This window comes from Mannheimia glucosida (assembly GCF_046267875.1).
GTDB classification, from domain to species: Bacteria; Pseudomonadota; Gammaproteobacteria; order Enterobacterales; family Pasteurellaceae; genus Mannheimia; species Mannheimia glucosida.
The window spans coordinates 1949542-1972123 of sequence record NZ_CP176502.1; the positions used below are offsets into that span (position 1 = coordinate 1949542).

Below are 22582 nucleotides of genomic sequence, written 5' to 3' on the forward strand. Positions count from 1 at the left end.
TTAACCGCTTATCAGCCAAATATAAAAAAATCGGGGCAAATATTTTTCGCCCCGATTTTTATTTTTACTTATTTGTTTTTACTTTGTTAATTAATGCCATACGGCTCGGTGTAAGGAATAATACCTCGTTTTAGCATACGGGTTACACCATTGCTGTAGTTTGTGCCAAAGCGTAGCTCAAAGTTAATGCCGAATTTATTGTCATAGTAGAAATCATTGATCGTATCAGATGAACCTACCGGCGTTGAAACTAAACGGCGAGCCACATACACATTTGCCGCCCAACAGCAAGTGTTGTAGTTAAGCGAAATTTGCCCTTCCACCGGTTTTTTCAATGCAAGGTCGTGGTAATAACTGGTCATTACCGATACTTTATCGGTTAATTCCCAACCTAGTACACCGCCCACTTGTTTAATTGATTGCCCGTATTTATTCGTATTCAAGTTTTGATTGATATAATCTTTACTTGCATAACGGTAATTGAGCTGAATCAATTTGTCTGACTGTGGCTTGTATTGTAATGACATATTCGCTAACGCTGTTTGGTTTAAACGAGTATCATATTGATAGCTGCCGTGCCAGTTCCATTTTTTATGGAATTTCCAGTTAGATTCCGCCGCCCATGAAGTCGTATGACCTTTAGTGCTGTTATCTGAGGTATCATCAATTTTAGACGGGCTTATATAATAAGTTTGTCCTAAGCTGAAATTAAACACCTCTTCACCGGTTGCCTCTTTAAAGAAACGGGTTGTGCCACCTGCGGTGACTAAATTTGCTGACGAAATACGATCTAAACCGCTATAGCGTCTGTCGTTAAACAGCGAGAAATAGTCGTTTTGCAATAATGCAGAGTCATAGCCTAAGCTCACACTTCGATGTGCTTTCGAGCCAATATCGCTTTGATCCTTATATGGGCGATAAATATATTGCACCCGAGGCTCAAGCGTTTGAGTATAGCCAGAGAAAAGCTGTTTATCGGATTCCAACACGGTTTTAAAATCGAGCTTAATCTGTGGCAGTACACGACTTACACTTTTCTTAATTTCTTCCGTACTCTCACTACCTTTCGTTTGTTGATAGTGGGTTGCATAGAGCTTGGTTTCTAAATTTAAGCTACCATAGCGATTCGCTAATGGGAAATTCAGTGTTGGCTCAGCGTGGAAACGCCACGCTTTTGGCATTAATTTACTATCATTTTCAAAACGGGCTGCTTGGGCAAAGAATTTGAAATCTCCGCCTTTAATTAGATCGTTTTTATAATAGTTAAAATCAATTTGTGGCAGAACGCGATAAGGCCCGATATCCAACTCATCGAAGGTTTGGAATTTTTTACCTGAAATTGAGATATTATAATTCGGCTGATAGTAGCCTAATTTAAAATTCTGCGTCGCATAGCCATCAGTACTGCTACCATAATCCGAATCAAAATCAGAGAAATAACGTCTGTCACTCACTTTGGTGTAATCGACCGAGAAACGCCAATCGGTTAAAAAACTCATTGCGTGACGCCAGTGGAATAAATAGCGTTTACGATCATCATTTTCCGGTTGGTATTCGCTTAAACGATCTTTCGCCATATATTCGGTTGCCACTAAGCCTTGCCCAATTTTCGTTAAATAACGAAATTCTGGGCTGATTTGCCAACCACGGCGTGAGTAGTAGGTTGGGGTGATGGTCGCGTCCATATTCGGTGCGATATTCCAATAAAACGGTTGGGAGTATGTCCAGCCGTTTTTGCTTGAACGCTCAAAACTTGGAATTAATAACCCGCTACGGCGACGGTCGCCAATCGGAAATTGTAAGTAAGGCGAATAAAATACCGGCATTCCCAGCACCTTAAAACGGGCGTGCCACATTTCAGCATATTCCTCATCAACGTGCTGAATCATTTCATTCGCTTCAATTTGCCACGAATTATCATTCGGTAGGCACGAAGTGAAACTGGCATTTTTCAGCGTACGTTTGCTGTTGCCAAACTCGCCAGATTCTGCAGTGCCACGCCCTTGTCTGCCAATTAATTGGTAATTAGCATTAGCTAAGTTCGCATCTTTGGAAAGCAGATTGATGGTCGCATCTGAACCGGTTGCCTGAATCAAATTATCTTGGTAGTTAAAATTACCCTGCAAATACGCCATACGGGCATTTTCGCCATCTTGCTCAACCCGCACCTGCTCCGCCCAAATCGAACGGTTACCTTGTTTGATCGTTACATCACCGGTGTAGGTGGCATCACGAGGCTGGTTAATGACCGCTCTGTCAGACTCAATGGTAACAGGCATTCTAAGTTGATCGCCCTCTACCACTTCGCCCTGAAAATGCGGCACGCCAAGTAAACATTGTTGCTTTAAATCGGCTGCGGCACTGTTGCTATAACAAGCTGCCATCACAGCAAGAGAAAGTAAGCTATAACGCTGTTTCATCATTTTTCCTTTATAAGCCGGGAACAAGCGGTCTGTTTTTGCAAAATTTTTACCAAAATCGACCGCTTACTCATTAAATAATACGGGAAAACTGCTGTCTTCTCGCTAATTGTCTTGAATAGACATCAAAACATAAGCAAATATTACGGATCAATAAACGCCCTCGTGGGGAAACCACAATGCTGTCGTCATTCATCGTTAATAATTCATCTTCCGCCAACGGAGCCAATAAAGCTAAATCTTCGGCAAAATAGCGTTTAAAATCAATACCATATTGCTTTTCAATGGTGGCAAAATCTAATTTGAAATTACAAATCAAGGCTTTTATCACATCACGGCGAATGCAATCATCTTGGGTTAACGCAATGCCTTTATGCAACGCAATACCGTTGGTTTCAACATCAGCATAGTATTGTTGTAATTCTTTGCGGTTTTGGGCGTAAGTATCGCCGAGTAGGCTGATTGCTGACACACCCATTCCCAATAAATCGCACTCTTCTTGAGTGGTATAGCCTTGGAAGTTACGGTGTAAAATGCCTTTTTCTTGTGCAATGGCTAACTCGTCATCAGGTTTGGCAAAGTGATCCATACCAATAAACTTATAGCCATTTTTGCCTAAAAATTCGATGGAATTTTGCAAAATGGTCAATTTAGTTTCCGGAGCCGGCAACAATTCTTCTTTAATTTTCACTTGTGCGGCAAAACGGCTTGGCAAGTGGGCATAGTTGAATACGCTCATACGATCAGGGTTTAGCTCTACCACACGTTGTAAAGTGTACATAAAGCTTTCCACATTCTGTTTTGGCAAGCCGTAAATCAAATCCACGTTGGTTGAAACAAAGCCAAGTTCTTTTGCCCGTTTCATCAAGGCAAAAATAAAGTCCTCATCTTGCTCACGATTCACCAGACGTTGCACTTCTTTGTCAAAATCTTGAATCCCCATACTCAGACGGTTAAAACCGATAGCTCGCAGGTGATCCAACATACTTAGTTCGATTTCACGCGGATCCATTTCAATGCTGATTTCCGCATCATCACTCACATCAAAATTGGCTCGTAGCATTTGCATTAAACGTGCCGATTGATCTTCGTCTAAATAGGTCGGGGTACCGCCACCCCAGTGGATTTGGGTCACTAAACGATTTTGAAACAGAGGTGCACGAGTTTTAATTTCACGCTCTAAATAATCCAAATAAATTTCAACTTTATGGCGATGACGGGTAATCACTTTATTACAGCCACAAAAGTAGCAAAGCTTGTGACAAAACGGAATATGCACATAAAGAGAAAGCGGACGCTCAGGGTAACGAGCGGCAGCACGAATAAAATCTTCATTGGTGTAATTTTCGTTAAACTCCAACGCTGTTGGGTAAGAGGTATAACGAGGCCCTGAATGGTTATATTTTTGAATAAGGGCTAAATCCCAAATAATTTCTGACATTAGATTGCCTTTCTCATTTCTTCAATATCTTTTAATAATTGGTAACACTCATTTTTGATGTCTGATTCAAGCTCTGCTTCTTTGGCTTCACGCTCTAAATCCAACTTCATTCTTTCGTTACGTTTTAAATTTTTTCGTTCATCTAAAATCGGCATATTTTCCACCACGCCATACAACGCCCACATCGCCGTATAGTCGCTTAATTTTCTGCCGAGAACATCTAATAGCGGTTTTAAACGTAAAACACCTTCCGACAAATCGCACTGTTCGGAAATCATTGCCCGAGCAATAACATCAATGCTGTCTAAAATCCGAATATAGCGATCTTTTTGAGCTTGTTTTGCCTGTTCAATCAGTGCTTGCTCGTGCTTTTTTTGAGCTCGCACTTTCAACATTAAGTGCAGTGCATAACCGCCCAGCGAAATTAAAATCAGAGCGGCAAGCACCATCAGGAACATTTTTAGCATCATCATCGGCTACCTAGCGGAATTTATTAATATCCATCGTCTCGAATTGGCGTAATAACGCATCACCATTATCGCCCTCTTCATCTTCATATTCGATGCCAAGCTCAGTCATTAATTCATCAATGCGATCTAAACACTCATTCATAAATTTCTGATCTTCTGCGGATAAGGTTTTGCCCGCTTCCAAATCATCTAACAACTGATTTAAACATTCGTTATTTTCTAACTGCTCCAGCTCTTGTTCCGGTGAAATCGTTGGTTTGATTGGCTCAACCGGCACAGGCTTAATCGTCCGCCCTTTTTCCGGCTGGTTCACAAATTCCACCATTAACGGCACTTTTTTACGGCTACCGATACGCGGATCTTTCACCTCTTTCACCACTGCTTTTTTCTGCTCTGCCGGATCAGCATTGCGTGAACCTGTCGGCAAACCTTTATGTTTACGCTTACGTTTTTCCTCACGGGCTTGAGCATCTAACTCATAACGGGTGGGTTTGCGATTTTTCCCCCCACCTAATTTAGGCGTGGGCTGTTTAGGTTTATCGGTTTTTCTTGCCGGCATAATGTCGGTAATACGACGTGTTTTTTTAGTACGACTCATAAATTTAATATCTTAAAATTGCTATAAACGGCTATTCTACAAGGAATTAGTATCCCTTAATAGCTTTGGTTTCAATTAATCATTTCAATCAATGATAAGTTTGCACAAAATGTTGGTAGGCTTTCAAAAATTTCTCAAAATCATCTAAACCACAAAATGCGATGCTCTCTTCATTATAAAATTGAAAGCCTTCTTCCATTTCCTCATCATCAAAAGCAGCATCTAAATTATTTGCCTTTGCCATTACTTCATCATAATCAAAATAGAGACTGTACTCCCGCCCTTCAAACACACATTCATAATGATTCGGAAATGCAGCTCGACACTTCTCTATTTCAGCAAAAATAGGGGCTAACTGGCTAGGATTTTCCGTTATTTCGGCATTCAACCAACGAGCAAACGCCTCGTGATCCATCGAACATTTTGCCACCACCCCGTGAATACTATGGGTAAATTGATATTCCATACACCTTCTCCTCTATTACGGCTATTATAGCCTAACAAGCGGTCTTTTTTTGGAAAATTTTGCGATTTAGTTTAATAAACTCTGCCACATTTCCTTCACAAATGCTCGCTCAGTGGTAAATTCAGTTGCCTCCACTACGCTATCTTTGCGTAATAAGTTTAGGTGGTGGATTTTGTTACGCAATGCGGTGTAGCAGTGTTGTAGCTGTTCGCTTTGTTCGGAACTTAAAATACCACATTCTACCGCACTGTCGAAAATGCGGACATTATCCGACCATACTGCCATTTTCGGGTGTTGGTGGCTGTGGGCTAATACCAAATATTGGGCGATAAATTCAATATCGGTGATGCCACCTTGATCTTGTTTAATATGAAATTGCTCGGCTGAATGCGAGCTTAAGTGTTGGTACATTTTCTGTCGCATTTCGCAAATTTCTTGGCGTAATTGACCGCTTGCACGCGGCTGAGCAAGCGTGCTTTGGCGGATTTGTTCAAAGGCTTGTTTGAGGTTTTCAGCCCCAAACACACATCTTGCCCTCACTAGTGCTTGGCTTTCCCACGTCCACGCCTCGTTTTTTTGGTAATAGTCGTATGCTTTAAAGGTGCTAACCAAAAGCCCTGCCTCACCGGAAGGGCGAAGTCGCATATCAACTTCATACAATACACCGGCACTGGTGTTTAGATTAAAAATCGAATTAATTTTTTGGGCGAGCTTGAGGTAAAATTGGTGGCTGGAAATCGTTTTTTTTCCCCCAACCGTTTCACCATCATCTGGAGCATTGTGCAAAAATACCAGATCTAAATCCGAGTTATAACCAAGTTCGATACCACCTAATTTGCCATAACCAATCACCGCAAAGCCTTGCTCACTGGCTTCTAAATGTGCAGGAACGCCAAAACGCTGAGTGAGCGGTTTCCAAGCCATATTCACCACTGCATTAATAATCGCTTCTGCTAAATAAGTGAGGTGATCACTGATTTTCATTACCGGCAGCACGCCTAAAATATCCGCCGCAGCAATGCGTAAAATGTGGGTTTGCTTGAATTGGCGTAATCCATCAATTAAGGCTTCTTCATCTTCTTCCGGAATGCGGATTAAATAATCTTGCAACGCCGATTGATATTGCTCAAAAGGCAGCACATCGGTTAATCCTCGATTGCCAATCAGTTCATCAAGCAACATTGGGTAACGGGCAATTTGCTCCGCAATCATCACCGACTTACTACACAATGCTAAAAGTTGAGGCAGAATCTGCTCTTTTTCGAGCATTAATTCCAAATAGGTAGTTCGGGTGGTGATTTTATCCACAATATTCAACACACGAGGCAATAACAATAAATGATCTTCACCTTTAAAAATGCTGTCGGCAATTCTAGGCATTAAATTGCGTAATACCTCTCGCCCTCTTACCCCGATCGGGCGTTTTATCCAATCTTGAAAGGTGGTGGAAAAGTGACGGAAAATTTCCGCATAATCATTTTCTGCAACCTTTGGGTAACCTTTTAGCACTGCGGATAAATCTTCAACGCTAATGTTATAGTGCAGAATATCTTTCCATTCGGCTAATTTTTCATTAACCGGATTGCTGTCGGCTTGTGTTTCCTCTTCACCGATAATTTCATTAAAAATCTGCCGTACCGCTTGTTGATATTGGCTCAATACTGCCATAAATTGTTGCCAATCGTTAAAGGAATGCTCCACCCAATGCGTGTTTTCGCTATATAAATCTTGCTGGTAATAGCTTTGGCAAGCAAACACAAGGCGGGCTTGAGAGGCTTCATCGCTGGGTAGGGTTTGAGTTTGTTTATCGTCAATCGCTTGCAATACATTTTCAATTTGACGGTAAAAAATATAGGCATTGTGGAGCGTTTCCACCTGCGTTCGGGTTAATAAATTTAATTCTGCCAAGCGTGGTAGCACTTTTAACAGGCTACGTTCTTGTAAAATTTTATCTCGCCCGCCACGGATCATTTGGAAAGTTTGGGCGATAAACTCCACCTCCCGAATTCCACCTGCTCCAAGTTTGATATTGTCAGTTAAATTACGGCGAACCACTTCACGGCTGATTTTTTCTTTCATTTCACGCAACGATTGGATTGCACTGAAATCCAGATAACGGCGGTAAACAAAAGGGCGGAGCATTTGCTTTAAATAGCGATGATTTAAATTTTGGCTATCCTCGCCTAAAATTTTTGTCTTAATCATCGCATAGCGTTCCCAATCACGTCCTTGCTCTTGGTAATAATCTTCCATTGCGGTAAAACTCAGCACCAAGGCTCCGCTATCGCCAAAGGGGCGAAGTCGCATATCGGTACGATACACAAAACCATCAGCGGTGATCTCATCTAATACTTTAATTAACCGCTGCCCCATTCGGGTGAAAAATTTGCTGTTTTCAATCGGCTTGCGTCCTCCTTCAGTTTCACCCGCATCAGGATAGGTAAAAATTAAGTCAATATCGGAAGAAAAATTAAGCTCTCGCCCGCCCAATTTACCCATACCTAAAATCAGCAGTTCTTGTGTTTCGCCAAGAGTGTTCTTGGGCGTGCCATATTCGGCACAGCAACGCTGAAACAACCAATCTCGAGCGGCTAGAATCAGACTCTCGGCTAAATCTGACAAACGCTGAAACACAAACTCCACCGTCGCTAATTTATTTGACTGAATAAAACTCAGACGAGCCAATTCACGGTGGCGAAATTGCCGCAAAACCTGCCCCAATGTGTCTTCATTTTCCACACTTTCCAATGCTTTCGCTAAACGCTCGGCATAATTATTGCAATCATCAGGCGTAGGAAACTTGACAAGCCATTCTGCCAGTAGTTCCGGCTGTTTTTGCAAGGTTTGGTTAACAAAGGTAGAAACCGAAATTGCAGTAATAAGCGGTTGAATTTGCTCAGAATTTTGCAAATCGGGCGGTAAATTGAGTTGGGGTTGGGAGGTTAGGGTAATAAGCATAAATTTGGGCTCAAAATTGGGAATGAATAGGTATTTTACGCTTGATCCAATTCCCCTCTTTAGCAAAGAGGGGTTAGGGGAGATTTGGCAGAGGTAATTTTACACTCATAGGAAATTTTAACATCGTAATCAAATCTCCCCCTACCCATCTTTTCTAAAGAGGGGAGAAAAAATTAAAATACACGTTTAAACGGTTTAATAATCACATCGCCATACACACCGGCTTCAACATAAGGATCTTGGCTTGCCCATTGTTGGGCTTCTTCAAGTGAATTGAACTCGGCAATGACGCTTGAACCGGTCACACTTGAGCCATCTTCGGTCGGGTTAGGTCCTGCGATTAATAATCGCCCTTCCGCTTGTAATTTTTCCAAACGGGCCAAATGGGCCGGACGAACTTCTAAACGTTTCTCCAGCATATTTGGGTTATCTTGGGCAAAGATCACATAATACATACTATTCTCCTTGTTTTTCAGGGGTTAAATCAATTAGCGATAATGCTTCCTCTAATTCGGGGTTATTTTCTCTCGGCACGGCACGAGGTTTGCCTTCTTTATCAATCGCCACATAGGTAAATAATGCTTCGGTTACCAGATAACGTTCCCGATTTCCCTCATAAACTTGTTTAATAAACACTTCGACTTTCACTTGCATTGAAGAGCGTCCTAGGTGCATTAGTTTGCCGTAACAGCAGACAACATCACCGACTGAAATCGGGCGGTGGAAAATCATTTTATCCACCGTTACCGTCACCACTCTGCCTTTTGCCAGCTCTTTGGCTAAAATTGCACCACCTAAATCCATCTGCGACATAATCCAACCGCCGAAAATATCGCCGTTAGCGTTGGTGTCTGATGGCATTGCCAAAGTTCTTAAAATCAGTTTCCCTTCCGGGGCTTTTCCATAAGGTTTATCTTTCATTTTGTTGTTCCTGCTTTTCAGCCTCTTTTAAATGGGGGTAAAGGACGAAACCGGTAATAACCGTTGCGACTAAGGTTAAGCCAATAATGCCGAAAGATTTGAAATCAACCCAAATCTCTTCCGATAAATATTGACTGATATAAATATTCAGCAACATACAAATCAGAAAGAATGCTGCCCAACCGAGGTTTATTTTATTCCACACCGCTTCAGGCAACTGAATTTCTTTGCCTAATAATTTTTTGATTAATGGTGTTTTGAACACAAATTGGCTCACTAATAGCACCAATGCAAACAGAGCGTAAACAATAGTTACTTTCCATTGTAAATATTTGATTTCATTAAAATAGGCACTCAGTAAGCCGAAAAAGACCACCGAACCGCCCATAATAATTTGCTGTTTTTCAATTTTGCCGTAGAGCATTTTTAAGGCGATCATTTGCACGATTGTAGCGATAACCAATGCGATAGACGCCATCTGAATACCGCTCATTTTATACACGACAAAAAACAGAATCAGCGGAATAAATTCAAGTAATTGTTTCATTGATACTCCTAACGCACTGCCGGCATTTGGCGGTAAACTTGGTAAAAGCGGAAGCTGAAAATCGCCATAAAGACGTTAATTGCCGCACTTAAAACAATGGTAATGAATATGCCAATAAAGTCATTACCAAACACCGTGAACAAACGAGATAACATCCCCGGTAATAAATAAGAAATCACACAAAATAAAATCAGCGGTAGCATTTTTCCACGTGATAATTGAAGCGTGAATTTAATACTTTCCGATAAACCTTTCTGTGGTTTTTCTAACAAATAAGCATAAATCACTAACGATAATTTGATAAAAAAATAAAAACCGACTACCAACACCGGCAATGCAATAATCACTGTTTCAGGCGATGCCATTGCAAAAGATGCACCGAGAGAAAGCGGTAACACCATCACAAATTGTAACAACAGCACAGGTAGGAAGTGCTTTAATGCGTTTCCTGAATTTTGGAAAAATTGACGATAATTGCCATCGTTAATCGATTGAATATTGAAAATCATTAAGACATTGATCAAAAGATTGACAACACCTAATAAAATAGTTGGCAATAGTATAGACACCATTTTAGAGGCATCAATTTGAAGTTGCTGCGGTTGCGACTCCGCCATTAGCTCAGGCGAATTTGGCGACACTAAAATAAAAACCAACTGCACAACCACAATGGTGATAATGGCAAACAGTGAAAATGCTTGTTGATTACGCATAAAGTTCCAGCTTTGTTGCAGTAAATCCGGAAATTTAATTGACATAAAATACCCTTCAATAGATTGTAAATATTTTGTTGTGAAGTATAGCAAGGCTTGAGCCAAACTGCATTAACCTATTGTAGATTTTAATCAGTTAGCTAAAATAAAAGAAAAATTTGAAAGAGATAATCCTATGTTAAGCTTATTTGATGCAGGACAGCGTTACCTCAACACTCTGCCGAATCAGAAAAAATTAGCCAATTTTATGCCAGATTACCACATTATTCGCTTGGTAAAATTTTCCTCTAAAGTAATGCCTGCTTTTGCTTGCTTTGCATTAGTTTGGCAATATTGCTTTACCGATCCGACTCAATCTATTTTAGCCAATTCCGTGCTGACTGCGGTATTTGCTGTCTCTATACCGTTTCAAGGGCTTTATTGGCTTGGGAAACGTGCAAAATCGCCACTGTCACTTTCCTTACTGGAATGGTACGAGTCGCTAAAGCAAAAACTCATTACGGCACAGGTAAAAATTGAGGAAGAACAAGCGGTGCCTTCTTTTCAAGATTTTGCAAATTTGCTGAAATTAGCGCAAGATACTTGGGGAGATAACTATTTCGATGAACTTTAATCAGATTCAAAATAAAAAAAGCCCCACTTTTGAGTGGGGCAAAAACTTTTGTTCTAATTCTGGAGGTATGAATTACTGTTTTATAAAAGGAGACAAATAAAACAAGAACAAAAGAAAAATATTGGCTCCTCCTGCGGGACTCGAACCTGCGACATATGGATTAACAGTCCACCGTTCTACCGACTGAACTAAGGAGGAATTATCGGAGAAAATGATAAGCTAAAACGTTTTAGCCGTCAAACAAAATAGGCAACCCTTGCTCTTCATTTACATTTCTTGAAACTTTTTTACTTTTCTATTTTCAGTTGTACTCACAATGAGGTACAAACAGAGCAATTTATTTGCTTAGGTAATATCATTTCTCTTACTGAAAAATGCAAACCATCAATCATCAATAATTTTCCGGAGAGTGTTGTACCAATATTAAGCAACACTTTAATCACTTCCAAGGCTTGAATGCTGCCCACAATGCCGACAATCGGGGCAATCACACCCGCTTCAACACAGCTTAATGTGCCATCGCCAAACAATCTGCTTAAACATTCATAGCAAGGTTCCTGCTCTTGATAGCAAAATACGCTCACCTGCCCTTCAAACCGAATTGCCGAACCGGATACAAGCGGTCGTTTTTGCTTAAAACATTGCAAATTTAACTGATTACGAACGGCGACATTATCGGTGCAATCCAGCACTAAATCTGTATTGGCAATCAGTTCTGCTAACTGCTCATCGGAACATTGCCGATGGATAGCTTCAATCTGAATATTCGGATTAATCGCCGCTAATCGTGCTTTGGCAGATTCCACCTTTGGCTGCCCGATAGTAGCATCGGTATGTAAAATTTGGCGTTGTAGGTTAGAAAGCGAGACCAGATCAAAATCCACCAAAGTCAAATGCCCAACGCCGGCAGAGGCTAAATATTGCGATGCCGCACAGCCCAAACCGCCTAAGCCGACAATCAACACTCGGCTGGCTTTTAACTTTTCCTGCCCGTCAAAATCCACGCTTTTTAGGATAATCTGGCGATTATAACGTAGCATTTCGTGATCGGTAAGTTCCATTTTTACACCTAAATAGTAAACGATGGCTCAAGCGTCCACGCTTGTGCCTATATTTTTATTGCTAGCACAAGCGTGGACGCTTGCGCTATCTTAATTCATCAATGTAGCAGCGAATTAAACGGCTGAATGATGACCTTTTCCCCTGCTTCAACATTACCACGTTCAGCTTCCAACACAATAAAACAGTTGCTTTCATTGAAAGCACTGAAAATATGTGAGCCTTGTGTACCAACTGCACGCACCTCTAATTCCCCTTTTTCATTGGCATAGTAATAGCCCCGTTGGAAATCTTGGCGACCGACCGCTTTTTTCAATTTTCCGGCACTGCAAGCGGTAAAATTTTGGGTTAATTTTGCAATTTTATCTGTCGATAAGCCCGAAAGTTTGGCCAACGCCGGTTGCACTAATTGGTAGAAAGTCACTAATGCCGAAACCGGATTGCCCGGCAGCCCGAAAAACCAAGCCTGTTCTAATTCACCGAATGCAAAAGGCTTGCCTGGCTTCATCGCAATTTTCCAGAAGCCGATTTCGCCCAATTTTTCCAGCACCTCTTTGGTAAAATCAGCCTCGCCCACAGATACACCGCCACTGGTAATCAGCACATCAGCTTGCTGTTGGGCTTGTCTGAAAGTTTGCTCAAACAGAATTGGGTCATCAGGTAAAATTCCAAAATCCAAAATCTCACAATTTAATTTTTCTAGCATCAACCGCACGGCAAAACGGTTAGTATCGTAAATTTTGCCGTCTGTCAAAGGCTCACCGACACTGGTTAATTCATCGCCGGTAGAAAGAATCGCTACCTTTAATTTGGCAAAAACAGGTACTGATGCAACACCAAGTGACGCTAACAACGGCAAAGTTGCAACATTCAATAATGAGCCTTTTTCCAGCACCAAAGCCCCTTGTTGTACATCTTCTCCAACACGGCGGATATTGCTGCCTAATTTTGGTACGCTGTTAAAAGTTACACTACCATCATCATTGAGCATCGTTTCTTCTTGCATTACAACGGCATCAACGCCTTGTGGCACTAATGCTCCCGTCATAATCCGCACACATTCACCTGCCTTTATTTCACCGTTAAACGGATTACCGGCAAAGGCTTTACCTGCCACTTTCAAGGTTAAATTTTGTGCTAAATCTGAAATACGAACCGCATAGCCGTCCATTGCCGAATTATCAAAATTCGGCACATTGATCGGGGAAAAAATATCCTCTGCCAATACTCGATTCGCACATTCATTTAATGGAAGTCGTTCCACCATTTTAGGTGCAGGTAAACGAGCAAGCATATTGTCTAACGCATCACTCAAGGCTAAAAGTGCCATAAATTGTCCTACCTATTCAACGTTTAGCTAATTTGTACAAAGAAATCCCGTACACCAATTAATAAATTATTCACCGCAATCGCCGCGAGAATTAAACCCATCACTCGGCTGATAATCGCAGCACCTGCATTACCAATAAGGTGCTGAATGCGATTTGCCACTAAAAAGAGCAAATAGGTAATAAACAGCACCAAAAGCATAATGCCGGCGGTAATAACTTGATCGCCAATATTAAAACGGTGATTGTCAGTTAATAGTACGATTGCCATCATCGCCCCCGGTGAAGCAATTGAGGGCACTGCTAGCGGATAAACCGCCAATTCACTGAGGTTGCTACTGATCCGCATTTCTTGCTCCGGCTTGCTTTCACCAAAAATCATCGTTAAAGCAAATAACAACAGCACTAAGCCACCTGCCGCTTGGAATGCAGGTAACGGAATCTGCATTGATTCTAACAGCACTTGTCCACCGATAAGGAAGAAAATCAAAATACCGGCGGCAATCAAGACCGCATTTAGTGCAATTTTACGCCGTGCTTCAATCGGCAAACCAATGGTTTTTGCCAAATAAACAGGAACAGAACCAATCGGGTCGATCACCGCCCATAAAACCACAAATTGTACCGCTAATGAATCAAACATATTCTCTCCTGTTATTTTAAATTTTTAACTTGTCATATTTTAACATAAAGTCACCGCTTATAGAGATGTCATATAGTGTAAATATTTACACAATATCATAGCTAAATGAGAAATAAACATTACCGATTTTAAATCACCCTAAAAAATCAATAACAAGACTATTTTTAATACGTTTTTCATCAAAATTAAGTTTAATTCAATATGGTATGTTGAATTAAACTTAATTTTGACCTTAAACATTATGCTAGCTTAAAAACTTCCTATGCTAAAATACGCAAAATTTTTAACAAAATAGACCGCTTGCAATGATCTTTTTTACAGACTTAATTTTAAAACGAGGGCATTCCGTCCTGATTGAGAACAGTTCCGCCACTATTCATACTGGGCAGAAAGTCGGTTTGGTGGGCAAAAATGGCTGTGGTAAATCCTCTCTTTTTGCCTTACTGAAAAATGAATTACAACCTGAAGGCGGGGACGTGTCGTTGCCGAAAAACTGGGCGATTTCGTGGGTGAATCAAGAAACGCCTGCGTTAGCTATTTCAGCGTTAAACTATGTGATTCAAGGGGATCGGGAATATACTCATTTAATGGCTGAACTGGATACCGCAAATGAGAAAAATGATGGTAACCGCATTGCGATTATCCATACTCAACTTGATACCATTGATGCTTGGACAATTCAATCCCGTGCCGCTACCCTGCTTAACGGCTTGGGGTTTAGCACTGAACAACTGCAACTGCCGGTGAAATCCTTCTCCGGTGGCTGGCGTATGCGGTTAAATTTGGCCCAAGCCCTGATTTGCCGTTCCGATCTATTGTTGCTTGACGAACCAACCAACCACTTAGACTTAGATGCCGTCATTTGGCTCGAGCGTTGGCTAAGCAACTATCGTGGCACTTTATTGCTGATTTCGCACGACCGTGATTTTCTCGACCCAATTATCGATCGTGTCATTCATATTGAACATCAAAAGCTTAATGAATACACCGGCAATTACACCTCATTTGAGATTCAACGTGCGACCAAAATCGCCCAACAGAATGCCGCTTATCAGCAACAGCAACGTAAAGTTGCTCATTTGCAGAGTTTTATTGATCGCTTTAAAGCCAAAGCGACTAAAGCAAAACAGGCACAAAGCCGAATTAAAGCGTTAGAAAAAATGGAGCTTATTGCCCCAGCCTATGCTGATTCGCCGTTTGAATTTGAATTTCGCCCACCACTTGCCCTGCCTAGCCCGTTATTAATGATGGAAAAAGTCAGTGCCGGCTATGCAGAAAAAACAGTATTGGAATCGGTCAAACTGAATTTGGTTCCCGGTTCTCGCATTGGTTTACTCGGGCGAAACGGTGCAGGGAAATCCACGCTGATTAAATTATTGGCAGGTGAACTTCCACCCCAAAACGGCTCAATTCAACTGGCAAAAGGCGTACAGCTAGGCTACTTCGCTCAACATCAGGTGGATACCCTACGTTTTGATGAAAGCCCACTTTGGCATTTGCAGAAACTCGCACCGGAAAAAACCGAGCAGGAATTACGCAATTATTTAGGCGGTTTTGATTTTAAAGGCGATAAAGTAGTACAAGCGGTACAATCATTCTCCGGCGGAGAAAAAGCCCGTTTAGTGCTTGCCTTAATTGTATGGCAACGCCCGAATTTACTGCTATTGGACGAACCGACCAACCATTTAGATTTGGAAATGCGACAAGCCTTGGTTGATGCTCTTACCTACTATGAAGGCTCGCTAGTGGTGGTTTCGCACGACCGCCATTTATTGCGTAGTACCGTGAATGAATTTTATTTGGTACACGACCGCAAAGTAGAAGAATTTAAAGGTGATTTAGACGATTACCAAAAATGGCTCAATGAGCAAAATGCCTTAGCTAACGAGCCAAAATCCGTACTTGCAAAAGATTCGGCAAATTCGACCGCTTGCTCAACCACCAACGAAAATAGTGCAGCTCAACGCAAAGAGCAAAAACGCTTAGAAGCAGAACGCCGCCAACAAACCGCCCCATTGCGGAAGAAAATTACTCAACTGGAAAAAGAGTTAGAAAAAGCAACCGAAACATTGAATAAACTCGAGGCAATGCTTGCCGAAAGTGATATTTACGAAGCCGAAAATAAAGCAAAACTAACTGACACACTTGCAAAACAGTTAGAGGCTAAAAGGCTGGTTGAAGACATTGAAATGCAGTGGTTGGAGGCTCAGGAGGAGTTTGAGACCATGTTACGCTAGGGTTCTACAAGATAGCGCAAGCGTCCACGCTTGTGCCATTTAAGGGAACTATACACCTCAAAAAAACAATGATCATTAAGCTAGCTTTTTTATAAATTTAAAAACCTATAGATTAAATAAATAATGATATTAATAGTAAAATCACGAGTGCAACTACACTGACGATAATAAAATCAGGCATACTTATTCTCCCTATAAAATGTGGTAATGTAACTACAAATTAATTATATAATGAACCTAAAAAAGGTTCAACATTATTTGTACCTAATATAGGTGCAATGAAAAATCTTAGATTATCAATACATTCCAGCGAGCATATTTGGTTAAGAGAACTATTCTTAAAACGTCGTTTGGAACTAGGGCTAACACAACGCACATTAGGAGAAAAAATGGGCGTTCTTTACTCATTTATCGGAAAAGTAGAAACAGGAGATCGCAGATTAGATATTTTTGAATTTATCGCTTATTGCAAAGGGTTAGATTTAGATCCTTTATCTGTATTGCAAGAAATTGAACAACAATTTCCTCATAAATAAAGGCATTGAGTTATAACTCAATGCCTTTATTTTCTATGTCAAATCTCTACATGCTCGGCTTAGTCTCTGCCAAAATGGCGTATTTATTATTCATTTCCTCTGCCCAAGCGGTTAAATTCGGGTGATGTTTTGCAAGATCGTAGCCAAGCTTATCTAAGCGGAATGCCCACCAGTCAATTAATGCTACTGCGGTTAATGTGCCTAAATTCAGCTCTGTGCCAAACTCTTGCAATGCGTCTTCTAATTGTCTGAACGAACGGATATTGCGTTCCATTAATTGCTCGTGGCGGCTGATCCACCATTCATTCTCAGGGCGAGCCATACGTTCTTGTAATAAAGTTGGCATCGTATTTTCCATAATGCCATCCGCTAAATTATGTAACGCCAACACCGCCCAACGAGGTTTACCCTCTTTAGGTAACAAAGGCGTGTTGTTGCCTTTTTGGTCAAGATATTCGCTGATCAACAAACTGCCGAAAAGCCAGCGGCCACAGTTGCGTTGTAGTGCCGGAATACGTCCTAACGGGTTATCTTGATTATGTGGCGAATTTGGATCCATTGCTTTTGTCACCCGCAACATTTCGACTTTATCGTCTAATTGGTGGTGTTTAATCACCGCAAGGGCTTTGCGGGCGAAAGGGCTGGTGGTTGAGTACCAAAGTTTCATACTATTCTCCGTGTTTGATGTGATTGGATTTGCAAATTTTTTGCCAAAAATGACCGCTTGTCGGCAAGGCTTGTACTGAGATTTTCTCATTTTCGTATTCAAAATCAAGCTGATAAGCGTGCAAATAAACACGATCAGCTTGGCTACCTGAATAGAGTTTATCACCTAAAATCGGGCTGCCCAAACTTTTCATTGCCACTCTTAATTGGTGAGTTTTGCCGGTTTTGGGTTGCAAAATAAAATGCCTGAGCGAGTCTTCAACAGAATGAGAAATAAATTGCGTTACTGCTGGGTTTTCTTTGCTGTGGCATAATTTCCACGTTCCATTTCTGCTTTTTTGCATATCGCCAACAATTCTACCCTGCTTTTTCTTCGGCTTTTTATCGCTTAACGCCCAATAGGTTTTGTGGATTTTATGTTGTTCAAATAAATGATAAAACCTTGCTGCCGCCTCTTTATTTAACGCTAAAATCAGTAAGCCTGATGTAATTTTATCCAAACGGTGAACCAACCAAACCTGTTTAACATTCAGTTGGCGAGCCACTAATTCCGTTAAGCCGATATCAGCCTCATCTTTATGCACACTCAAGCCTTCCGGCTTATTGATAATAATAAAATCACGATGTTGATAACAAATAGGCAATGTTAAGGTCATTTTGCTATAATCCTTCCAATTTTTGACTATTTTAGCAAGGAAATTACAATGGCTGTTACCATTTATTTAGTACGACACGGCAGAACCGTGTGGAATTTGGAAGGCAGATTACAAGGCTCGGGCGATTCCGCTTTAGTAGAAGAAGGTATTATCGGAGCGAAGAAAACCGGCATTGCGTTAAAACATATTCCGTTTACCGCCGCCTATTCCAGTATGCAGAAACGGGCTCAAGATACCGCCAGCTATATTTTAGCGGAAAATGAACGCAGTAATATTCCGCATTTTCATCATAAAGGCTTGAATGAATTTGATTTTGGCAGCTGGGAAGGAATGAAATCTGTCGATTTGCAAGAAAATGATGAATATTGGGTGATGAAACGTACACCGGCAGAATATCTGGCAAAAGCAAACGGCGGCGAGCGATTTGAGCAACTTTATCAACGGGTGACTCAGGCGTTCCATCAAATCGCCGAGCTACACAAAAATGACGGCAAAGTGCTGATTGTTTCACATGGTATGACCTTAACCTTACTCACGGCTGTGTTAAAAGGCATTGCGTGGCAAGATTTTCGTAACGAAGAAAAACACAGTTTTGTGTTCAATACTGCGATTACCCAAGTGGAAGTGGAAAATGGAGAGGTGAAAGTGATCGATTTTAACAATGTCGAACACTTAAATCATTAGCACATTGATAAAGCCCCAAACGGGGCTTTATTGATTTTGGAATGCTTTTTCCTTGCTCTCCGTTTTAAAAAATACCGTGTCTTTCACTGAGGTTAACAGCTCTTGGCGAATAGCGGAAATTTTTGGGCGTTCGTTAGCTTGGAACGCAATCGGGCGGCAAAATTCCATCGCTTTAATGCCAAGGCGAGCAGTGAGTAAACCCACACCAATACCTTGTGCGGCGCGGAGCGATAATTTCGCCGTAAGGTTTTGCGAGAAGAAATCCATTCCGACATCAGTAGCGATTTCGGTTGCACCGGCGAACACCATATTTTTCAGCACCATTTTGAACAGTTTTAAGCGGCTGATATAACCCAATTCCATTCCATAGGCTTTAGTGATTTTATTCACTAACGCAATATTTCTGGCTGCCATTAACAGCACATCAACCACCGCAAGTGGGCTAACTGCCACAATCACCGCATTTTCTGCCGCATTTTTGGAGATCATTTGCTTCACTTGTTTATCAATCGGCTTCAGTACGTTCTCGCTGAATAGATATAGCACCTCTTTGGCATTGTAAGCCTCATTTAATTGATTTTTCCAACGCTGTTCGGCTTGAGCAATGCTCGGCAAATGATTCAGCTGATTTGCAATATTTTCGCAAAATTTGACCGCTTGTTCGCCATCATTGGAAGGCAGCTGTTCCAGCAATAATTGATTACTCATGTGCTGATTTTTCTGATGATTTCGCAAATACACCAATTTTTGCCATTCGGAAATAATCGCCCCAACGCCTAACAAGCTGACAATAAAAAAGACTATCGAGAACGCAAAATAAATCCATTCTCTTTGTTGGAAAGTATCTATCAGCCATTGCACACTTTGGGCAATCACCGCTACGCCAAACAAAGCAAGTGTGGCAAGTAGTACTCGAATCCAAAAACGAGACGGTTTGAGGCTTTCTTCAATAATCAGTTCTGCTTCCACCGCTTTAGCCTCTTCTTCAATAATCGCATTTTCAAGATCAAACTCTTGTTTAGGCTCAAAATGCTCGGTTGTTTTTATCTCTTCTTCATTAAAAATTTGCTTAGTCATTATTGCTCCACTGCCTTTTCAATATGTGCTTTTAGACCATCATAACCGTGTTCGGTTTTCAAGATATCAAATAATTCTACCGCTTGAGGATATTCTTTATCCAAATAACGTAGCCATTGTTTGATGCGAGCAACGTGGTAAAAACCGGTATCAAACTGATTTTCCATCTGAACGTACTTAAACAATAGCTGTAGCACTTCATTCCACGCCATTTTCGGAACATTATATTTCACTACCTTGCTTAAATTCGGTGTGTTTAACGCCCCACGCCCAATCATTAATGCCTTGCAAGCGGTTATTTTTTGGCAATTTTTTGCCGATTCAAAATCCCAAATTTCGCCGTTGGCGATAACAGGAATAGACAGCCGTTGTTGAATTTCGCCAATCGCCTGCCAATTAATTCTTTCTGCTCGATAACCATCTACTTTGGTTCGCCCGTGAACGGTAATTTCATTCGCTCCACCCTGTTCTACCGCATCGGCAATTTCAAAACATTGGCTAACGGAATCCCAACCTAATCGCACTTTTACGGAAACGATTTTATCGCTTGGCACAGCTTCACGCATCGCTTTGGTTGCACGATAAATCAGTTCCGGATCTTTTAATAACGAAGCCCCACCATTGCTGCCATTTACCGTTTTAGAGGGGCAGCCACAGTTGAGATCTACCCCGTGTGAACCAAGCTCAATGGCAAGAGCTGCATTTTCTGCCAGCCACTGTGGGTGTTGCCCTAAAAGCTGTACCCGCACTGGTGTGCCGGAATCGGTTAATCCGCCTTGATATAGCTCAGGGGCTAGGCGATAAAAGGTTTTCTTCGGTAAACGTTGATCGACCACACGCACAAATTCGGAAATGCAGAGATCGTAGTCATTCACTGAAGTTAAAAGGTTGCGGACAAAAGGGTCTAGAACCCCTTGCATCGGGGCAAGAATAACGTTAGGAATTGGATTCATTGGTAAACTAAAAAATACAAGCGGTTATTTTTTCTCAACATTTTGCAAAAAATTGGCAAGAAACAACCGCTTGAAGGTTAAAAATGTCTATCGTGAATGCGTAAATCGGGGCGAGCAATCAGGTAAATCATCAGTGCGGTTAATGCCCCAAGAGTATCCGCAAGCATATCTTTTTGAGCGTCCCAAATATCCCCTTGCGAGCCTAGAAATTCCACGCCGGCATTGCCACCTTCAATCACGGCATACTGCCATTCAATAATTTCGTAAGCTGCTGCTACCGACATAATGAAAAACAGTGAGAAGAAGAATGCCACGCCCATTCCACATTTGCGTTTACGCAGTAACCATTCTGCCATCGGGAAGCTGTAAAAACCGATAATGTAATGTGCTACTCGGTCAAAATGGTTACGCTCTTCACCTAAAATCGGGGTTAGAAATTGATTTGCCCAATCAAACGGCACATTAGCAAACGTATATTTTGCTCCGATTAAGTGCATAATCAGCCAAAGTGACATCAAAAAATAGGCTAAACCGCTAAACTGAAATTTAGGGTATGTCACAATTAAAAGGGCAAAAACGATAAAAATCGGTATTACTTCCGCATACCAAACCGCTCGGTCTGCCGGGTTTAACCCCGACCAAACCGCAATCACGGTAATCACAATCGCTAAAAATAGAGGAATGATATGCGAACGTGAATCCATTATTTCCACCCTTTTACTTTACAAATTAAATCGTATGCCGCTTGGATTTGTTGGGCTTTCTCTTTTGCTAACTCCATCATCTCATCAGGCAAGCCTTTAGCAGCCAATTTATCTGGGTGATGCTCGTTCATTAACTTACGATAGGCCCGTTTCACCGTATTTTGATCGTCTTGTGCAGTTACACCTAATACGGTATAGGCTGCCTCAATACTTGGTTGTGCTGGCTGTTGATAACTGCCTTGATAGCTACCTTGAGATTGCTGATGATAACTACCGCTTTGCTGATAATAACCACCATTTCGAAATTGTTGAGCTGCCATAATCATTGCGATCATCTGCTCAAATTGGAAGCGAGACATTCCCATTGTCTCCGCAATCGTAAACAGAATTTGTTGCTCATTCACATCAAGTTGCCCATCTTGCAAGGCTGCTTGCATTTGCACTTCCACAAAGAAGCGTAATAAGTCAGTTCTTGCCCCACAGGCTTCTCTGAACTCTTGAATGACTTGGCGTAACGGGAAGTCAGGCTCTTTACCTAAGGTAAAAGCATTTTGCGCTAATTGCTGGGCTGCACTATCTAATTTTAAGCGAGCCATTAACGCTCGGGCTAATTCAATATCCGCTTCAGTAACACGCCCTTTTGCTTTCGCAATATGTCCCAACACCGCAAAAGTGGTTTGGGTGAAAAGCGATTGGCGAGTTAAATTTTTGCCGAAAAGACTTGAACGAACTGAGCCTAATTCATAGAGTTTTTTATCGGCTAAATGCCCGATAAAAGCGCCAAGTATCCCACCAAATAAACCGTGAAAAAGCTGATAACCCAAGAAAAAACCTACTATTTTTCCGATAAATTGCATTTTTTATCCTTTTATAGAAATGAATAAACGTTATT

General features: G+C 41.3%; 23 protein-coding genes and 1 tRNA gene. 4 read left to right on the top strand and 20 right to left on the bottom strand.

Annotation, left to right across the window (positions count from 1 at the left end):
- Window positions 1-86: 86 nt before the first annotated feature.
- From lptD to ACJ7Z2_RS09320, 10 genes are all read right to left on the bottom strand, one after another.
- The gene (gene lptD / locus ACJ7Z2_RS09275) at window positions 87-2420 is read right to left on the bottom strand and encodes an LPS assembly protein LptD (RefSeq protein ID WP_409501133.1); all 2334 of its coding nucleotides are present in this window, start codon (window positions 2418-2420) and stop codon (window positions 87-89) included.
- Window positions 2421-2493: 73 nt separating this feature from the next.
- Window positions 2494-3861, bottom strand: a complete 1368-nt coding sequence (gene hemN, locus ACJ7Z2_RS09280) for an oxygen-independent coproporphyrinogen III oxidase (protein ID WP_409500110.1) — start codon at window positions 3859-3861, stop codon at window positions 2494-2496.
- Window positions 3861-4328, bottom strand: a complete 468-nt coding sequence (locus ACJ7Z2_RS09285) for a DUF2489 domain-containing protein (protein ID WP_409501134.1) — start codon at window positions 4326-4328, stop codon at window positions 3861-3863. The genes hemN and ACJ7Z2_RS09285 overlap by 1 nt, the downstream gene beginning before the upstream one ends.
- Window positions 4329-4341: 13 nt before the next feature.
- Window positions 4342-4929, bottom strand: a complete 588-nt coding sequence (gene yihI / locus ACJ7Z2_RS09290; RefSeq protein ID WP_409500111.1) for a Der GTPase-activating protein YihI — start codon at window positions 4927-4929, stop codon at window positions 4342-4344.
- Window positions 4930-5017: 88 nt separating this feature from the next.
- Window positions 5018-5395, bottom strand: coding sequence for a YacL family protein (locus ACJ7Z2_RS09295; RefSeq protein ID WP_006248055.1), 378 nt, complete (start codon window positions 5393-5395; stop codon window positions 5018-5020).
- Between the two features lie 66 nt (window positions 5396-5461).
- Window positions 5462-8353 carry a bifunctional [glutamate--ammonia ligase]-adenylyl-L-tyrosine phosphorylase/[glutamate--ammonia-ligase] adenylyltransferase gene (gene glnE / locus ACJ7Z2_RS09300; protein WP_409500112.1) on the bottom strand — a complete coding sequence of 964 codons (2892 nt, stop codon included), beginning with the start codon at window positions 8351-8353 and terminating at the stop codon, window positions 5462-5464.
- Between the two features lie 173 nt (window positions 8354-8526).
- Window positions 8527-8808, bottom strand: a complete 282-nt coding sequence (locus ACJ7Z2_RS09305) for a YciI family protein (protein ID WP_409500113.1) — start codon at window positions 8806-8808, stop codon at window positions 8527-8529.
- A gap of 1 nt (window position 8809) precedes the next feature.
- Window positions 8810-9274 (bottom strand): acyl-CoA thioester hydrolase YciA, encoded by a 465-nt coding sequence (gene yciA / locus ACJ7Z2_RS09310; protein ID WP_126301856.1) that lies wholly within the window; start codon window positions 9272-9274, stop codon window positions 8810-8812.
- A complete protein-coding gene (locus tag ACJ7Z2_RS09315; protein ID WP_154704496.1) occupies window positions 9264-9821 on the bottom strand; it encodes a septation protein A in 558 nt (185 codons plus the stop codon). The genes yciA and ACJ7Z2_RS09315 overlap by 11 nt, the downstream gene beginning before the upstream one ends.
- Window positions 9822-9829: 8 nt before the next feature.
- Complete coding sequence (locus ACJ7Z2_RS09320) at window positions 9830-10579, bottom strand: ABC transporter permease (RefSeq protein WP_230311449.1); 750 nt, start codon at window positions 10577-10579, stop codon at window positions 9830-9832.
- A gap of 130 nt (window positions 10580-10709) precedes the next feature.
- Between ACJ7Z2_RS09320 and yfbV the strand changes: the two genes are divergently transcribed.
- Window positions 10710-11147 carry a terminus macrodomain insulation protein YfbV gene (gene yfbV / locus ACJ7Z2_RS09325; protein WP_154704498.1) on the top strand — a complete coding sequence of 146 codons (438 nt, stop codon included), beginning with the start codon at window positions 10710-10712 and terminating at the stop codon, window positions 11145-11147.
- Between the two features lie 122 nt (window positions 11148-11269).
- Here yfbV and ACJ7Z2_RS09330 read toward each other — a convergent pair.
- From ACJ7Z2_RS09330 to ACJ7Z2_RS09345, 4 genes are all read right to left on the bottom strand, one after another.
- A tRNA-Asn gene (locus ACJ7Z2_RS09330) sits at window positions 11270-11345 on the bottom strand.
- A 113-nt stretch (window positions 11346-11458) separates the two neighbouring features.
- On the bottom strand, window positions 11459-12208 hold the full coding sequence (moeB, locus tag ACJ7Z2_RS09335; protein ID WP_409500114.1) for a molybdopterin-synthase adenylyltransferase MoeB: 750 nt from the start codon (window positions 12206-12208) through the stop codon (window positions 11459-11461).
- 98 nt (window positions 12209-12306) lie between these two features.
- Window positions 12307-13536: a molybdopterin molybdotransferase MoeA gene (gene moeA / locus ACJ7Z2_RS09340; RefSeq protein WP_409500115.1), complete on the bottom strand. Its 1230-nt coding sequence runs from the start codon at window positions 13534-13536 to the stop codon at window positions 12307-12309.
- Window positions 13537-13559: 23 nt separating this feature from the next.
- Window positions 13560-14177 carry a MarC family protein gene (locus ACJ7Z2_RS09345; RefSeq protein WP_409500116.1) on the bottom strand — a complete coding sequence of 206 codons (618 nt, stop codon included), beginning with the start codon at window positions 14175-14177 and terminating at the stop codon, window positions 13560-13562.
- Between the two features lie 305 nt (window positions 14178-14482).
- Here ACJ7Z2_RS09345 and ACJ7Z2_RS09350 point away from each other — a divergent pair, with 305 nt between their 5' ends.
- Window positions 14483-16414, top strand: coding sequence for an ABC transporter ATP-binding protein (locus ACJ7Z2_RS09350; protein WP_409500117.1), 1932 nt, complete (start codon window positions 14483-14485; stop codon window positions 16412-16414).
- Between the two features lie 278 nt (window positions 16415-16692).
- Window positions 16693-16950 (top strand): helix-turn-helix domain-containing protein, encoded by a 258-nt coding sequence (locus tag ACJ7Z2_RS09355; RefSeq protein ID WP_006248040.1) that lies wholly within the window; start codon window positions 16693-16695, stop codon window positions 16948-16950.
- A gap of 46 nt (window positions 16951-16996) precedes the next feature.
- Here the strand turns inward: ACJ7Z2_RS09355 and ACJ7Z2_RS09360 are convergent, their stop codons facing one another.
- Together ACJ7Z2_RS09360 and ACJ7Z2_RS09365 are read right to left on the bottom strand one after the other, a co-directional pair.
- Window positions 16997-17617, bottom strand: coding sequence for a glutathione S-transferase (locus tag ACJ7Z2_RS09360; RefSeq protein ID WP_409500118.1), 621 nt, complete (start codon window positions 17615-17617; stop codon window positions 16997-16999).
- A gap of 1 nt (window position 17618) precedes the next feature.
- Complete coding sequence (locus ACJ7Z2_RS09365; RefSeq protein ID WP_409500119.1) at window positions 17619-18272, bottom strand: TIGR01621 family pseudouridine synthase; 654 nt, start codon at window positions 18270-18272, stop codon at window positions 17619-17621.
- Window positions 18273-18320: 48 nt separating this feature from the next.
- On the opposite strand from ACJ7Z2_RS09365, the gene ACJ7Z2_RS09370 reads away from it, so the two are divergent.
- Window positions 18321-18956 (top strand): histidine phosphatase family protein, encoded by a 636-nt coding sequence (locus ACJ7Z2_RS09370; RefSeq protein ID WP_409500120.1) that lies wholly within the window; start codon window positions 18321-18323, stop codon window positions 18954-18956.
- A 27-nt stretch (window positions 18957-18983) separates the two neighbouring features.
- Here ACJ7Z2_RS09370 and ACJ7Z2_RS09375 read toward each other — a convergent pair whose 3' ends face one another.
- The 4 genes from ACJ7Z2_RS09375 to djlA all read right to left on the bottom strand — a co-directional run bounded on the left by ACJ7Z2_RS09375 (window position 18984) and on the right by djlA (window position 22547).
- Complete coding sequence (locus ACJ7Z2_RS09375) at window positions 18984-20033, bottom strand: YcjF family protein (protein ID WP_409500121.1); 1050 nt, start codon at window positions 20031-20033, stop codon at window positions 18984-18986.
- Window positions 20033-20986: a tRNA dihydrouridine(16) synthase DusC gene (dusC, locus tag ACJ7Z2_RS09380; protein WP_409500122.1), complete on the bottom strand. Its 954-nt coding sequence runs from the start codon at window positions 20984-20986 to the stop codon at window positions 20033-20035. The genes ACJ7Z2_RS09375 and dusC overlap by 1 nt, the downstream gene beginning before the upstream one ends.
- Window positions 20987-21063: 77 nt before the next feature.
- Complete coding sequence (locus ACJ7Z2_RS09385) at window positions 21064-21690, bottom strand: DUF2238 domain-containing protein (protein ID WP_409500123.1); 627 nt, start codon at window positions 21688-21690, stop codon at window positions 21064-21066.
- Window positions 21690-22547, bottom strand: a complete 858-nt coding sequence (gene djlA, locus ACJ7Z2_RS09390; protein WP_409500124.1) for a co-chaperone DjlA — start codon at window positions 22545-22547, stop codon at window positions 21690-21692. The genes ACJ7Z2_RS09385 and djlA overlap by 1 nt, the downstream gene beginning before the upstream one ends.
- Between the last annotated feature and the right edge of the window lie 35 nt (window positions 22548-22582).

Coding starts and splice junctions, on each gene's coding strand:
- lptD (WP_409501133.1), bottom strand. CDS start 2,420: ATGAAACAGCGTTATAGCTTACTTTCTCTTGCTGTGATGGCAGCTTGT.
- hemN (WP_409500110.1), bottom strand. CDS start 3,861: ATGTCAGAAATTATTTGGGATTTAGCCCTTATTCAAAAATATAACCAT.
- ACJ7Z2_RS09285 (WP_409501134.1), bottom strand. CDS start 4,328: ATGCTAAAAATGTTCCTGATGGTGCTTGCCGCTCTGATTTTAATTTCG.
- yihI (WP_409500111.1), bottom strand. CDS start 4,929: ATGAGTCGTACTAAAAAAACACGTCGTATTACCGACATTATGCCGGCA.
- ACJ7Z2_RS09295 (WP_006248055.1), bottom strand. CDS start 5,395: ATGGAATATCAATTTACCCATAGTATTCACGGGGTGGTGGCAAAATGT.
- glnE (WP_409500112.1), bottom strand. CDS start 8,353: ATGCTTATTACCCTAACCTCCCAACCCCAACTCAATTTACCGCCCGAT.
- ACJ7Z2_RS09305 (WP_409500113.1), bottom strand. CDS start 8,808: ATGTATTATGTGATCTTTGCCCAAGATAACCCAAATATGCTGGAGAAA.
- yciA (WP_126301856.1), bottom strand. CDS start 9,274: ATGAAAGATAAACCTTATGGAAAAGCCCCGGAAGGGAAACTGATTTTA.
- ACJ7Z2_RS09315 (WP_154704496.1), bottom strand. CDS start 9,821: ATGAAACAATTACTTGAATTTATTCCGCTGATTCTGTTTTTTGTCGTG.
- ACJ7Z2_RS09320 (WP_230311449.1), bottom strand. CDS start 10,579: ATGTCAATTAAATTTCCGGATTTACTGCAACAAAGCTGGAACTTTATG.
- yfbV (WP_154704498.1), top strand. CDS start 10,710: ATGTTAAGCTTATTTGATGCAGGACAGCGTTACCTCAACACTCTGCCG.
- moeB (WP_409500114.1), bottom strand. CDS start 12,208: ATGGAACTTACCGATCACGAAATGCTACGTTATAATCGCCAGATTATC.
- moeA (WP_409500115.1), bottom strand. CDS start 13,536: ATGGCACTTTTAGCCTTGAGTGATGCGTTAGACAATATGCTTGCTCGT.
- ACJ7Z2_RS09345 (WP_409500116.1), bottom strand. CDS start 14,177: ATGTTTGATTCATTAGCGGTACAATTTGTGGTTTTATGGGCGGTGATC.
- ACJ7Z2_RS09350 (WP_409500117.1), top strand. CDS start 14,483: ATGATCTTTTTTACAGACTTAATTTTAAAACGAGGGCATTCCGTCCTG.
- ACJ7Z2_RS09355 (WP_006248040.1), top strand. CDS start 16,693: ATGAAAAATCTTAGATTATCAATACATTCCAGCGAGCATATTTGGTTA.
- ACJ7Z2_RS09360 (WP_409500118.1), bottom strand. CDS start 17,617: ATGAAACTTTGGTACTCAACCACCAGCCCTTTCGCCCGCAAAGCCCTT.
- ACJ7Z2_RS09365 (WP_409500119.1), bottom strand. CDS start 18,272: ATGACCTTAACATTGCCTATTTGTTATCAACATCGTGATTTTATTATT.
- ACJ7Z2_RS09370 (WP_409500120.1), top strand. CDS start 18,321: ATGGCTGTTACCATTTATTTAGTACGACACGGCAGAACCGTGTGGAAT.
- ACJ7Z2_RS09375 (WP_409500121.1), bottom strand. CDS start 20,033: ATGACTAAGCAAATTTTTAATGAAGAAGAGATAAAAACAACCGAGCAT.
- dusC (WP_409500122.1), bottom strand. CDS start 20,986: ATGAATCCAATTCCTAACGTTATTCTTGCCCCGATGCAAGGGGTTCTA.
- ACJ7Z2_RS09385 (WP_409500123.1), bottom strand. CDS start 21,690: ATGGATTCACGTTCGCATATCATTCCTCTATTTTTAGCGATTGTGATT.
- djlA (WP_409500124.1), bottom strand. CDS start 22,547: ATGCAATTTATCGGAAAAATAGTAGGTTTTTTCTTGGGTTATCAGCTT.